This is a genomic window from Parabacteroides sp. AM17-47 (assembly GCF_003434625.1).
GTDB lineage: Bacteria > Bacteroidota > Bacteroidia > Bacteroidales > Tannerellaceae > Parabacteroides > Parabacteroides distasonis.
In genome coordinates this window covers 231298-244663 of record NZ_QTLI01000002.1, presented here as the reverse complement: position 1 = coordinate 244663, position 13366 = coordinate 231298, and the positions used below count along the sequence as shown (strand labels likewise).

Here is a 13366-nt window from a genome sequence, read left to right as displayed (position 1 = left end):
CTCTACAACTGGGGATTTCGAAAGCAAATAATTGAGAACCTTAAAGATTAAACGTATGAACAAGCTACTTCTTGCTCTTCTATTGTTTCTCCTATCTTTCAGCTGGATAAAAGTGACTGCCTCGGACAGTTGTCCCGCTTCCTTCCCTTGGAAAGCCCAATGGATCAATACCGAGCGTTGCCAAAGCGCTACGAATACTTGGTTGATCTACCGTAAATCATTCGCTGTGACGAATGTCCCGAATCAACTCATCGCCCGTATCGCCGCCGATTCCAAGTATTGGCTTTGGATCAACGACCAACTGGTTATCTTTGAGGGTGGCTTGAAAAGAGGACCTTCTCCTTCCGGGACTTATTACGATCCGGTAGATATCGCCCCTTACCTGACAAAAGGCTCGAACACCATCGCTATCTTGCTCTGGCATTTCGGGAAAGATGGTTTCAGTCATATCAACAGCGGGAAAGCGGCTTTGTTATTCGAGGCGATTGCTCCGGGACTGGAGATCGTCTCCGATGCGAGCTGGCAGTGCGCCTTGTATGAGGCCTATCAAAATACCGAGGCCCCTTTCCCGAATTACCGTATGCCGGAGAGTAATATCCGCTTCGATGCCCGTCAAGCGATAACAAACTGGAACCGTACGAGTTTCGAAGGTTCCCTTCCGGGGGCGGTCTGCGTCGGTAAGGCGGGGAAAGCTCCTTTCGGGGATCTGGTGGAACGTCCGATACCCCAGTGGAAAAACAGCGGCCTGTTATCCTATGTATCCGTCCGGGAATCCTTGAGAGGTGATACCCTGTTCTGTCGTTTGCCCTATAATGCCCAGATCACTCCGTATCTAAAAGTAGAGGCGGAAGCCGGGAAAACCATCCACATACGGATGGATAATTACGAGGGAGGAAGCGAGCGCAACGTACGTGCCGAATATATCACCCGTGAGGGTGAGCAGGAATACGAAAGCTATGGCTGGATGAACGGCCATGAGGTCTATTACATCATCCCCGAGGGCGTGAAGGTGCTGGATGTGAAATACCGTGAGACCGGTTACAACACGGACCTCGCCGGCTCTTTCCATTGTGACGACCCGTTCTACGACGAGCTTTGGCAACGTTCTGCCCGCACCTTATACATAACGATGCGTGATAATTATATGGACTGTCCGGATCGTGAACGTGCCCAATGGTGGGGTGACGAGGTGAATGAGCTAGGCGAGGCTTTCTACGCCCTTTCTCCGTCCGGGCAGAAACTAGCCGTAAAAGGCATCCATGAATTAATGAATTGGCAGCGGGAGGACGGAACGCTCTACGCTCCGGTTCCGGCGGGTAATTGGGATAAGGAGCTTCCTTTACAGATGTTGGCGTCTATCGGTTGGTACGGTTTTTATACGCAATATTATTATAGTGCCGACAGTAGTTTCGTCCCGGTGATATACGACCGGATGCGCCGTTACCTGCACGAGGTTTGGCAAGTCGATAAGAGTGGCTTGGTGATCGAGCGTCAAGGCGCTTGGAGCTGGGGCGACTGGGGCGAGCATGTCGATATGGGTGTATTGACCAATTGCTGGTATTATCTGGCCTTGAAAGCGGAGCGAGCCTTCGCCCTGCAACTCGGCAAGGATAAGGATGCCGATGAGATCTCCCGGATGATGCGTAGCATAGAACGTTGTTTCGACACGAAGTTCTGGACAGGTTCCGCCTATCGCTCCCCCGGCTATAAAGGGGAGACGGACGATCGCTCCCAAGCCATGGCGGTTGTTTCCGGGCTGGCCTCGAAAGATAAGTATCCGGCGCTGACGAAGGTACTTAAAAAGGAGTATCACGCCAGCCCTTATATGGAGAAGTATGTCCTAGAGGCTCTTTTCCAGATGGGCGAGCCGGCGTTTGCCTTGGAACGGATGAAGCAACGTTACACCCGTATGCTGGATTATGCCGAATACACGACCTTGTTCGAGGGATGGGGCATCGGAGCCGAGGGCTTCGGTGGCGGCACGATCAATCACGCTTGGAGCGGTGGCCCGCTTACCTTATTGAGCCAGAAGGTCTGTGGTATCGAGCCAACCTCTCCCGGCTTCCGTACCTTTAAGATCTCGCCTCAATTGGGTTCCTTATCGGAAGCCTCTGCCAGCCTAGAGACTCATTATGGAACCATCCGAGTAAGTATCAAGAAGAAAGGCAAGCGATTGAAGTTCGATCTCCAAATCCCGGAAGGCACCTCCGCCGAACTGATAAGACCGAACGGCACTCGCAAGCATCTCGACCCGGGGCACCATCAAGTGGATTAGTGATCGCCCTCTGTTTTCCTGCGGACATACACCCGGTGGCTTCCATAACCCGATAGGGTGATTCCACTCGTCGGGTCGCTACTGAGGCGTAGTAGCTCACGGTTTGCGCTACTACGTTTTAGTCCGGTGACAGCCATGTAGTCTTGTATGCGCAAGAATGGGTGTTCATCCAGGTAATCCAATGCCCGTGTCCGGCGTTCCTCTTCGGTGAAGGGCGATTTCCGGACACGGCTGATACCTCCCCGTCTTAAATCGCAACGCAGGTTAGTCTCCCGTATCAATTCCTTGTTGGCCCGGTAGTTGATACCATTCACCTCGATGCTCCGTGCGTTACGCTTCGGTTCGTCACCATCCAGCGAGTCGATCTCCTTGTCCTTCGCTACGCCTAGGCGGGGCGTGAACGTACCGATGCCATCCAACGTGACCGACTGCCCTTCCGCCATGCAATAGGCCAGATGTTCCGCTACTGTCGTCATCACCTGTATTACGCTACCCCTGCTCAAGCCCGATCCGGGGTAGGTGATCCGTTCCACGAAATCCTCCATGTCCATGTTCCGTTGTATCTTCATCCGATAATACACCGGCTTTTCCCCCGTCCCGTTCAGGTCGCACATCTCTTGCTTGATATATTCTGCCATAACTGCTACTAGGTATAATTGTTTGTATCTTCAAGTTAAAAACATTCTTCTTACTATATACAAATATACTAACTACTTGATCTATTTCCAAATTATCACCGTGGAATATATAGACCACGTCGTGATTTGTATATTCCACGTCTTGATCTGTACAGACCACGTCGTGGTTTGTAGAATTATACAGTATGCGAACAAGAATTCATCTGCTACCGATAAGGTATTTATGCGGTATCGGAGCGTTATTTACTTAGGGAGAAGCGGACAACCCTCACGTTTCCTCTGCCAAGTACGTCGGCCAACCCTGCGGGATTCTCTATCTTCCCTAAACGGGTATAGCTGTAAGACGAGGAAAAGGTCTCGTAGAAAAGGACTACCGTATTCGCTCCCCATAGAAGTAGGTCGCCTGTATGGATTATACCCGGACGGAACGTATTGGTCGCGATCAAGAGTATTATACTCGTTTTCCCTGCTCGTATGCTTGCCTCAAGGTCGGGTTCCCTTCGATCTCGCCCACGTGCCACACACCACCGCAGAATAGCGTTCCTTTCACGGTCGGGTTCTCCAGACAGTCGAGGAATCCCATAAAGTTGGTCACAATGCGATCCATGATGCCGTTATCGTCTTCAGCGGCCGTGGCGATGAAGTAAAACTCCTTGTTTTTCATTTCGGTATAAGGACCGCAGCAACGGTCTATCAGCGTCTTCATCTGTGCGCTCATGGCATAGAAATAGACCGGCGTAGCCATCACGATTACATCGGCGGCAAGCATCTTTCCGATAATCTCTGCCGCGTCATCTTTTTGTGGACAAGGCTTCTTGTATTGGCTGCACACGCCGCATCCCGTGCAGGGGTGAATGGTCTTGTCTCGCAGAAAAACCTTTTCCACACGATGACCGCTTTCGATCGCCCCTTGCATAAACTCATCGCATAGCGTATCGGAATTGCCTCCACGACGGGGGCTGGAAGATAAAATCAATACATTTTTCATGTTTACTGTTATTTATTAGGTTCTACATTCATTTTTAGGATACAAAAATAGCGAGATAATCCCTATCTTGCGGTAGACAAATTACGGATGTTATGACCCTAATTACATAATAATACGGAAGAATGATCACAACGGACTCCGGTGAGCAAGTCGAGGCACTTGCTCCCATCATCATTTCGGCCAGCCGGTCAACGGATATCCCGGCCTTTTATGTCAAGTGGTTCTTTAATCGTTTGGCCAAGGGGTATTGTGTTTGGTATAATCCGTTTAATCGGCGGAAGATGTATGTGTCGTTTGAGCGGTGTAAGGCAATCGTGTTTTGGACAAAGAACCCGAAGCCGATATTACCTTATTTGCATGAGTTGGATAGGAGGGGTATCCATTATTATTTCCAGTTCACGTTGAATGACTATGTGAGCGAAGGCTTTGAGCCGAATGTGCCGAGCGTTACGCAACGGGTGGAGACATTTCGGGAGTTGTCGGAAATGATAGGGAAGGAACGGGTGATCTGGCGATTTGATCCGTTGATTATGACTCCATCTATCACGCCTCGTGTCTTGCTTAGCCGTATTTGGAAGATCGGCAATCAGTTGAAAGGATATACTGATAAGCTCGTGTTCAGTTTCGTAGATGTAAAGGCGTATCGTAAGGTACAGAACAATCTTATAAAAGAGACGAATTGCTTTACGAAAGAGGATGTGGAAACCGCTGAGATGAATGCGACGCAACGTCAAGAAACTGTAGAGGGATTGGTGAAGTTGAGGGAAATTTGGGCTTCTACTGGTTGGAATGTGACACTCGCTACTTGTGCCGAGGATATTGACCTTGCGGTTTATGGCATTGAGCATAACCGGTGTATCGACGGTGATTTAATGGAGCGTGTGTTTGGGGAGGATTATGAATTGGTTTATTATCTTCGAACAGGCCAATTACCCGAACCGGATCTTTTTGGTACGTTTCCCGCTTTACCCGACAAACGCAAAGAGCTAAAAGACAAAGGCCAACGGAAAGCCTGTGGTTGCATGATAAGCAAAGATATCGGTAGGTATAACACTTGCTCCCATTTCTGTGTCTATTGTTATGCCAATACAAGTAGGGAATGCGTACAAAAGAATGCGGTACACTATTCGGACGATAGTGAAAGTTTGATTCGAAGTTAAATTTGAAAGCAAGGTCAAATGAAGCGGCGTATTAAATTAAGCCGTCTTTTATAGTAATCGAGACCAATACTATCCTAGAATAGTGTTGTATAACATGCCGGATTTATCTATTTTTGCGCCCAATACGAAAGGTTAAGAATAGGAAGTTTTAGGTATGGCAAAAAAGAAAGGTAAGCCTCAACCCCGGAAAAACAAGAAGAAGCGGGCATCATCATTCATGTCTTCTGTAAAGAAGATGCTTCTTGGCGCTTTTGCGGTAGTTGTTTGTTTTATCGGTGTATTATTCATATATAACTGGTTTTATCCGGTATCCAAGACACGGCCTGTAGAGAAGAAACAGGATCGGGCGGAGACAATAGTCCGTCCGAAGATCTCAGACAAGGGCGGTTCCGGAACATCGGGTAAGAAAGCCGCGCAAGCGACGAAAAACAAGCAAACGACGAACCCAAAGAAAGGGACCTCCGCTTATACTTTTCAAGAGGGAGCTGAGATACCGAGACTAAAGAATAAACAAAAAGAGCAGGTTATAAAGCATGAGGGCTATACGGTTTCTTATAATTCCGATTATAAGATCGCCAATTGGGTAGCCTATGAACTGACCTCGAAAGAGGCGACAAGTAAGAAGAACGAGCGGTCTAATAAGTTCGTCTCGGACCCCATGGTGAAAGGGGCTAGCGCCACGAACGAGGACTATACCCGTTCCGGCTATGACCGAGGACATATGGCGCCTGCCGGCGATATGAAATGGTCCGCCAAGGCCATGCGGGAATCGTTCTACCTAAGTAATATCTGTCCGCAAAAGCCCGGCTTGAACCGAGGTATCTGGAAAGATCTGGAAGAGCAGGCTCGTTTGTGGGCGAAAGAGAATGGTTCTTTGTTGATCGTGACCGGCCCGGTGATCACGGACGACCTGAAACGGTTAGGTAAGAATCGGGTGGGAATCCCAAAGACCTTTTATAAGGTAATCTGTACGATAACGAACGGTAAACCAGAAGGGGTAGGTTTTCTGTTTGATAATAAAGACTATGGAAAGACTCCGTTGAAATCGATGATGATCCCTATCGATAGCGTTGAGAAGGTTACCGGAATTGATTTTTTCCCTTCTTTGCCTGATTCGATAGAAAATCCGATGGAAGCATACGTGAATGATGGTAGTTGGTCTTTTTAAGGCACGTTATGCTCAACAATCTCTAGGCGAGAATGTTTTATATTTACTGTGAAGAAAAAGAAATCATAATTAAATAACAAAATGCAAGTTATCATGAAAGGAAAATTAATCCCTGTGTTTGTTTTGGCAGCATTGGTTTCCTGTAGTCAACCACCCGTTAAGGAGCAAGGTCCTCGTCCAGTTAAATTGGCGGACGTTACTTCTCTGAACATGGTTGAGAAATCATTCAGTGGAGTGGTATCGCCCGATCAATTCAGTGATTTGGCGTTTAAGATGTCCGGCCCGCTGATCTCATTAAACGTGGATGAAGGCCAGAAGGTCCGTACGGGACAGATCGTGGCCGAGATTGATCCGCTGGACTTTAAATGGGAATATGAGGCGAAGAAAGCGTCTTTCCAGACCGCTGAGGCGCAATTGCAACGTGCGAAGAAGTTATTGTCCAAACAAGCTATCTCCAAGCAAGAGTATGAGTCTACGGAAGCCTCTTACTCAAATGCCAAGGCGGCTTTCGAGTATGCGCAAAATACATTGAACCAGACAAAGCTTCGTGCGCCGTTCGATGGATTTATCCAGAAGAAATATGTGGAGAATTACCAGAAGGTACAGGCCGGACAAGGAATCGTTTGCTTGATCAACCCGAATAAGTTACAGGTCGTGTTTACGATGCCGGAGAGTAATATCAATTACTTCTCTTCTCCTTATTCTGTTTATGTGGAATTCGATAATTACAAGGGCGTTCGCTTCAAGGCGAAGGTGAAAGAATACGTGGAAGCCTCTCCGGATGGTTCCGGCGTTCCCGTGTATCTGTATATCGACGATCCGAACTTTAATTTAGAGAAATATAAGGTAGCCGTAGGTTTCTCTTGCCGTGTGATCTTGAACGTGGATAGCGAGAGTTTCACGCAAGGCGCCGTATTGGTTCCGCTAGCCGCTGTCGTGGCTGACGATGCCAATAGCGATAAGTATGTGTTTGTTTATAATGGGCAGTCTCAAAAGGTTGAGCGTCGCAAGATTACCGAGTCTATGCTGATCGGCAAGGATGGCGTGATCGTAACGGATGGCTTGCGACCCGGCGAACAGGTTGTCTCAGCCGGAGCCACTCGTTTGGTGGATGGACAACAGGTAAAAGTATTAACAGATTAAGAGATAAACAATGAATATTCCAAAATATTCCTTAGAGAATCAGAAGATTATATACTTTTTCCTAGCGGTCATGCTGATAGGAGGTATATATTCTTTCTTTAAATTGCCGAAGAAGGAAGATTCTCCCTTCGTAATCAAGCAAGCGGTTTTGGTTACCCAATATCCGGGAGCGACACCTCAGGAGGTGGAGAAGCTGGTGACTGAGCCGATCGAACGGGAGATTCAGGCTATGTCGGATGTGTTCCAGATCAAATCTGAGTCTTATTTCGGTATGTCCAAGATTTCTATTGAGTTGCAGCCTACCTTGTCTCCGGATTATATGCCGGTCAAGTGGGACGAGTTGCGTCGTAAGGTGGCGAATATACAGCCCCGCCTTCCGTCTGGCGCCTCCTCGATATCCGTTAGTGATGACTTCGGTGACGTATTCGGAATTTATTATGCCTTGACGGCCGATGAGGGATATACTTACGACGACCTGCGTAATTGGGCGCAAAAGATCAAGACGGAGCTATCTCCTGTACCGGGTGTACAGAAGGTCTACCTATTCGGTGAACAGACACAAGTTGTCAACGTAAAGATCTCTATCCCGAAACTGGCTAACCTAGGTATCGACCCGAACGCTATCCAGCAGGTGATGCAAACGCAGAACTTGTTGGTGAATACGGGAGATATCAATACAGGTAATTATCAATTGCGTTTGCGTGCGGAAGGTACGTATAAGGATATACAAGATATCCGGGACCAATTGATCGTGACGAAAAGTGGCGGTGAGGTTCGTTTGGGAGATATCGCTACGGTAGAGCGTGGTTATATGGACCCTCCCTCGAACCTGATGCGTGTGGACGGTAAGCGTGCCATCGGTATCGGTGTCGCTACCGGTTCGAAAGACGATGTGGTTGCCGTGGGTAACGCCGTGGCGGATCATTTAGCGGAGATGGAGCAGCTGTTCCCGGTGGGTATGGACCTGAAAACGATCTATCCGGAGAACAAGATCGCGGATGAGGCGAACAACGGTTTTATCTTGAACTTGATCGAGTCGTTGTTGATCGTTATCGTGATTATCTTTATCGTGATGGGGTCTCGTGCCGGTATGTTGGTCGGTAGTTCGTTGTTGTTCTCGGTAGGTGGTACCTTATTGATCATGTTGATCTGGGGTGTCGGCTTGAACCGAACCTCGTTGGCGGCCTTTATTATCGCTATGGGTATGTTGGTGGATAACGCTATCGTGGTGACGGATAATGCCCAAGTCGGTATCAAGCGGGGACTTTCCCGTTATCAGGCGTTGATCGATGGCGCGACGAAACCGCAGTGGGCGTTGTTGGGCGCTACCTTTATCGCCGTATGTTCTTTCTTGCCGATGTACTTGGCACCGGCATCCGTGGCCGAGATCGTGAAACCGTTGTTTATCGTATTGGCGGTATCCTTGGGATTAAGCTGGGTCTTGGCCTTGACGCAAACGACTACCTTCGGTAATTTTATCTTGAAAGAGGCGAAACCGGGTGAGAGCAAAGATCCGTACGATACGAAGCTGTATCATAAATTTGAGTCGGTATTGGGCCGTTTGATCAAGCGTAGATATGTAACGATCTCTACCGTGGTAGCTACGTTATTCCTTTCCTTGTTCGTGATGAGCATCATGCCGCAGAGTTTCTTCCCGATCATGAGCAAGCCTTATTTCCGTGCGGACTTGATCTTCCCGGAAGGATATAGCATCTACGACGTGGAGACGAACGTGAAGAAGATAGAGGAGGAATATCTCAGCAAGAATGAGAATATCAAATCATACTCGTTTACCTTGGGAGGTTCGCCGGTGCGTTATTACTTGGCCAGTTCTTCTATCGGTCCGAAGCCAAACTTCGCCAATGTGTTGATCGAGACACAAGATCCGGAGGATGCGCAAGCGGAAGAGGGTAAGTTCTACGATTATATGGTCGCTAACTATCCGAATATATTGACCCGTTCGGCTTTGTTCGCCTTGTCTCCGGTTCCGGATGCGGCGATCGAGATCGGTTTTATCGGCGATAACGTAGATACGTTGGTTGCCTTGACGCAAAGGGCGCAGGAGATCGCCCGGAATTATGATCAGGTGATGGAGGTTCGCAATAGTTGGGGTAACAAGGTTCCGGTATGGAAGCCGCTATATTCCCAAGAGAAAGGTTTGCGTCTAGGTATTACCCGTCAACAGGTGGCTTATTCCTTGCGTTCGGCTACGAATGGCGTACCTTTGGGTGAGTATCGTGAGGGTGACGTGTTTATGCCGATCTTACTGAAAGATGCGGATAAGGATTCTATCAGTCTGAATGATATAAAGACTTTGCCGGTTTATAGCGCTAAAGGCCGTTCAGTAAAAGTGGAGCAGGTGATCGATGATTTCTCGCTGGATTATGAGTTTAACGTAGTGAGACGATTCAACCGTGAGCCGTGTATGCTTATGCAGTGTGAGCCGAAGCGTGGCGCCAATACGATGGCTGCTTTCAGTCATTTGTGGAAAGAGGTACAGGAGAAGATTCAGGTGCCGGAAGGATATAAGATGACGTATTTCGGTGAGCAATCCGAGCAAGATAAAGGTAATAAGGCGATCGCCGCTAATATCCCGTTGATGTTCGGTTTGATTTATGTCACCTTGTTATTCTTATTCCCGAAATATTACCGGAAACCGGTATTGATCATGGCGATGCTGCCGTTGATCTTCATTGGTGTGGTATTGGGATTGTTGGTGTTCGGTAAGTCTCTCGACTTCTTTGCTATGCTGGGTCTGTTGGGCTTGATCGGTATGAATATCAAGAATGCGATCGTACTGGTGGACGAGATCGGTTTACAATTGAATGCGGGCTTGTCTCCGGTGAATGCCGTGATAGAGGCAACGAAAACCCGTATCGTTCCGGTGACGATGGCTTCCGGTACGACGATCTTAGGTATGTTGCCGTTGTTGGGTGACGCTATGTTCGCCGGTATGGCGGCTACCATCATGGGTGGTCTGTTCGTATCTACGATCTTGACGATCTTCGTGCTTCCGGTTACTTATTGTGTTTTCTTTAAGATTAAATCAGAGTAAAAGGTATGAGAAATAAAATAATCATAGGTTGTTTATTGTTGGGTGCCTTGTCCGCTAAAGCGCAAGACACCCGGCTATCGGCTGTGGAATATAAGGAACGGGTCCTTGAATACAGCCGTCAGATCAAGCAAAGCTCTGAGGAGCGTATCGCTATGCAGCATGCGATCAAGGCCGCTAAGACCGGTTTCTTCCCTTCGGTGGACTTCTCCGGCAGTTATCAGTATCGTATCAATAAATATGATTTGGATTTCGGACCGGGCATGTCCGTAGAGATGGACCATAATACGTATAGCCTAGGCGCTACGGTGAGCCAGCCCATCTATGCCGGCGGACAGATCTATAATAACTATAAGGCAGCTCAGGTACAAGGCAAGATCACCGAGCAAGCGGAAGAATTGACAACGGATAATATCGTTTATTCCGCCGATTTGAACTATTGGACGGCCGCCGCACGTAAAGGTATGTACGATGTGATGTGCCAGTATGTAGACATTGTCGGGGAGTTGGCGAACGTGTTGACGATCCGTTTCAATGACGGCCAGATCAGTAAGACCGATTTATTGCAAGTGGAGTCCCGCTTGAAAGAAGCGGAATTGAATAAAAGCTCGGCTTATAAGGAATATCAGATCGCGTTACAGAACTTGAACTCATTGATGGGTGTATCTCCGTTAGACCCGATCGAGGTGGAAGATTCCATTACGACCTATCTGGCCTTGCCGTTGCAAGTAGGAGAGGATGTAGCTCTTCGGAATCGTCCGGACTACGCTATTTCCGAGTTGAACATAGAGTATCAAAAGAGACAGATCAATTTGTCGAAGGCGAAATATAACCCGTCTTTGGCGATCGGTTTTCAAGGTACTTGGGGTACGCCGATGTTGAACGTGAAAGGTTCGGACCAGTTGTGGACTCCGGCCGTCTTCGCTTCCTTGAAGATACCTTTGTTCCGTTGGGGAGCCCGTTTCAAGGAGGTAAATTCCCAGAAGGCCATCCTTCGTAGTAAGGAATACGCCTTGGACAATACGCGTGATAAGATCGCTCAAGAGGTAGCGAACGCATGGACAAGCCTAACCGAGTATACGAAACAAATTACCGTTGCGGAAGAGGCTTGTAAGATTGCCGAGGAGAACCTTGATTTGAATACCTTCAGCTACAACGAGGGTAAACTACCGATCTTGGATGTGCTCTCCGCCCAATTGTCATGGATTCAGTCTTACAGTAGCTTGATCCAGACTTGGTATCAGCAAAAGGCTTCTTTAGCCCAATATAACAAGGCTATAGGTATTCGCCGTTTGCAGTAAAAGAAACATATTTATACTTAGAAGACAAGGTCCCTTATTTTGGAAACGAGATAAGGGACCTTCTTTATGAAATAAAACGTCCTTTATTCCGTTAGGTAAACTGAAGATTGCTACATTTGCATACAATCTTGTCTGTTTGGGATACTCGTCGGAATCCGGACTTTTTAAGTAGAATGATGAAATAATAAGATGTATACAAAGTTACTAGATAAACAAACAAAACTTGCCCTAATCGGACTAGGATATGTCGGGCTTCCTATCGCGATAGAATTCGCTAAACATGTTTCCGTTATCGGATTTGATATCAACGAGGATCGCTTGGACAAGCTTCGGAACGGTATAGATCCGTGTGGTGAGCTTTCCTCTGAGGTATTTGAACATAAGGACATCACATTTACTTCTTCTATAGAGAAGCTAAGGGAGGCTTCTTTTTACGTGATAGCTGTTCCTACCCCGATAGACAGCCATAACGAGCCGGATCTATCCCCTTTGTTGGGTGCGACTCGCACGGTAGGCAAAGTCCTTAAACGAGGCGATTATGTAGTATACGAATCTACCGTATATCCGGGATGTACGGAAGAGGATTGCATCCCGATCTTGGAGGAGGTTTCAGGGTTGAGAGTAGGAGAGGACTTTAAGGTTGGATATTCACCGGAACGAATCAATCCGGGTGATAAGGTACATACCTTGGTAAATACCGTGAAGATCGTTTCCGGCTGCGATGCCGAAGCTTTGGAAACGATATCGGAAGTCTATAAGCTGGTCGTTCAAGCGGGGGTGCACCGTGCGCCTAGTATCAAGGTAGCCGAAGCCGCCAAGATTATCGAGAATACCCAGCGTGATGTGAATATAGCCCTTATGAACGAGCTTTCCATTATTTTCGATCGAATGGGGGTAAATACGTTTGATGTCTTGAAAGCCGCCGGAACGAAATGGAATTTCCTGCCTTTCTCTCCCGGATTGGTAGGTGGGCATTGTATAGGGGTAGATCCTTACTATCTGGTGCATAAAGCCAAAGAATTGCAATATCACACGAAGATGATCAACTCTGGTCGCTACGTGAACGATTCCATGGGACGGTATATCGGAAAGAAGGTCGTGAAAAAGATTATCTCGCAGGGGAAAAATATCCTAGGAGCGCATGTGTTGGTGATGGGTATGACTTTTAAGGAAAACGTATCGGATATACGTAACTCGAAAGTAGCCGATATTATCAATGAGTTTAAGGACTTCGGAGCCGAGGTCGATGTGATGGATCCGTTCGCTTCCCCTTTGGAAGTATTGCAAGAGTACGGTATCCGGTTAGTAGAGAGGCCCGGGAAGAAATATGACGCGGTAGTGGTAGCTGTCGCTCATACGACTTATTTGAAGCTGGATGAGTCCTACTTCATGTCGATCACGAACGAACATGCCGTGTTGGCGGACGTGAAAGGAGTCTATCGAGGTAGCATCCATCAGATGATCTATTGGAGTCTGTAATTGTTAAAAAGTAACACAAGCTGCAAAGAAATTTCGATAAACTTAAAAAAATGTGTTGTACAATATCTTTTTTTATTTGCTCAATTATATTAATTAGCCCATCTTTGCATGCAGATAACCTAAACAATCTTTTTGCCTTAAAGACTAATACCTATTAAAAAC

The 13366-nt window shown here is 47.4% G+C and carries 10 protein-coding genes; 7 read left to right on the top strand and 3 right to left on the bottom strand.

All coding sequences use genetic code 11. The features are described from left to right. Positions 1 to 55: 55 nt before the first annotated feature. On the top strand, positions 56 to 2275 hold the full coding sequence (locus DW205_RS02450; RefSeq protein WP_005868324.1) for an alpha-L-rhamnosidase C-terminal domain-containing protein: 2220 nt from the start codon (positions 56 to 58) through the stop codon (positions 2273 to 2275). Here DW205_RS02450 and DW205_RS02445 read toward each other — a convergent pair. From DW205_RS02445 to DW205_RS02435, 3 genes are all read right to left on the bottom strand, one after another. Beyond that, positions 2272 to 2913, bottom strand: coding sequence for an HU family DNA-binding protein (locus DW205_RS02445; RefSeq protein ID WP_005868326.1), 642 nt, complete (start codon positions 2911 to 2913; stop codon positions 2272 to 2274). The two genes, DW205_RS02450 and DW205_RS02445, sit on opposite strands and share 4 nt — an antisense overlap. A 239-nt stretch (positions 2914 to 3152) precedes the next feature. Next, entirely contained in the window at positions 3153 to 3359 is a 207-nt protein-coding gene (locus DW205_RS22435; RefSeq protein WP_008778320.1) for a cyclophilin-like fold protein, read from the bottom strand. Between the two features lie 5 nt (positions 3360 to 3364). Beyond that, positions 3365 to 3901, bottom strand: coding sequence for a flavodoxin family protein (locus tag DW205_RS02435; RefSeq protein ID WP_005868328.1), 537 nt, complete (start codon positions 3899 to 3901; stop codon positions 3365 to 3367). A 122-nt stretch (positions 3902 to 4023) separates the two neighbouring features. Between DW205_RS02435 and DW205_RS02430 the strand changes: the two genes are divergently transcribed. The 6 genes from DW205_RS02430 (at position 4024) to DW205_RS02405 (ending at position 13204) form a co-directional block, all read left to right on the top strand. Then, positions 4024 to 5061 carry a DUF1848 domain-containing protein gene (locus DW205_RS02430; protein ID WP_005868330.1) on the top strand — a complete coding sequence of 346 codons (1038 nt, stop codon included), beginning with the start codon at positions 4024 to 4026 and terminating at the stop codon, positions 5059 to 5061. A gap of 154 nt (positions 5062 to 5215) precedes the next feature. Continuing rightward, positions 5216 to 6229, top strand: a complete 1014-nt coding sequence (locus DW205_RS02425) for a DNA/RNA non-specific endonuclease (protein WP_121963049.1) — start codon at positions 5216 to 5218, stop codon at positions 6227 to 6229. A 93-nt stretch (positions 6230 to 6322) separates the two neighbouring features. Continuing rightward, positions 6323 to 7372 carry an efflux RND transporter periplasmic adaptor subunit gene (locus DW205_RS02420; RefSeq protein WP_008778321.1) on the top strand — a complete coding sequence of 350 codons (1050 nt, stop codon included), beginning with the start codon at positions 6323 to 6325 and terminating at the stop codon, positions 7370 to 7372. Between the two features lie 10 nt (positions 7373 to 7382). Beyond that, positions 7383 to 10427, top strand: a complete 3045-nt coding sequence (locus DW205_RS02415; RefSeq protein ID WP_005868335.1) for an efflux RND transporter permease subunit — start codon at positions 7383 to 7385, stop codon at positions 10425 to 10427. Between the two features lie 5 nt (positions 10428 to 10432). Continuing rightward, positions 10433 to 11725 carry a TolC family protein gene (locus tag DW205_RS02410; protein WP_005856505.1) on the top strand — a complete coding sequence of 431 codons (1293 nt, stop codon included), beginning with the start codon at positions 10433 to 10435 and terminating at the stop codon, positions 11723 to 11725. Positions 11726 to 11914: 189 nt separating this feature from the next. Further along, on the top strand, positions 11915 to 13204 hold the full coding sequence (locus DW205_RS02405) for a nucleotide sugar dehydrogenase (protein WP_005868338.1): 1290 nt from the start codon (positions 11915 to 11917) through the stop codon (positions 13202 to 13204). The last annotated feature ends 162 nt before the right edge of the window (positions 13205 to 13366 follow it).

What these genes read in the sequence shown, in the direction of transcription:
- DW205_RS02445 (WP_005868326.1), bottom strand. Translation starts at nt 2,913, where the DNA reads ATGGCAGAATATATCAAGCAAGAGATGTGCGACCTGAACGGGACGGGG.
- DW205_RS02410 (WP_005856505.1), top strand. Translation starts at nt 10,433, where the DNA reads ATGAGAAATAAAATAATCATAGGTTGTTTATTGTTGGGTGCCTTGTCC.
- DW205_RS02430 (WP_005868330.1), top strand. Translation starts at nt 4,024, where the DNA reads ATGATCACAACGGACTCCGGTGAGCAAGTCGAGGCACTTGCTCCCATC.
- DW205_RS02405 (WP_005868338.1), top strand. Translation starts at nt 11,915, where the DNA reads ATGTATACAAAGTTACTAGATAAACAAACAAAACTTGCCCTAATCGGA.
- DW205_RS02450 (WP_005868324.1), top strand. Translation starts at nt 56, where the DNA reads ATGAACAAGCTACTTCTTGCTCTTCTATTGTTTCTCCTATCTTTCAGC.
- DW205_RS02425 (WP_121963049.1), top strand. Translation starts at nt 5,216, where the DNA reads ATGGCAAAAAAGAAAGGTAAGCCTCAACCCCGGAAAAACAAGAAGAAG.
- DW205_RS02420 (WP_008778321.1), top strand. Translation starts at nt 6,323, where the DNA reads ATGAAAGGAAAATTAATCCCTGTGTTTGTTTTGGCAGCATTGGTTTCC.
- DW205_RS02415 (WP_005868335.1), top strand. Translation starts at nt 7,383, where the DNA reads ATGAATATTCCAAAATATTCCTTAGAGAATCAGAAGATTATATACTTT.
- DW205_RS02435 (WP_005868328.1), bottom strand. Translation starts at nt 3,901, where the DNA reads ATGAAAAATGTATTGATTTTATCTTCCAGCCCCCGTCGTGGAGGCAAT.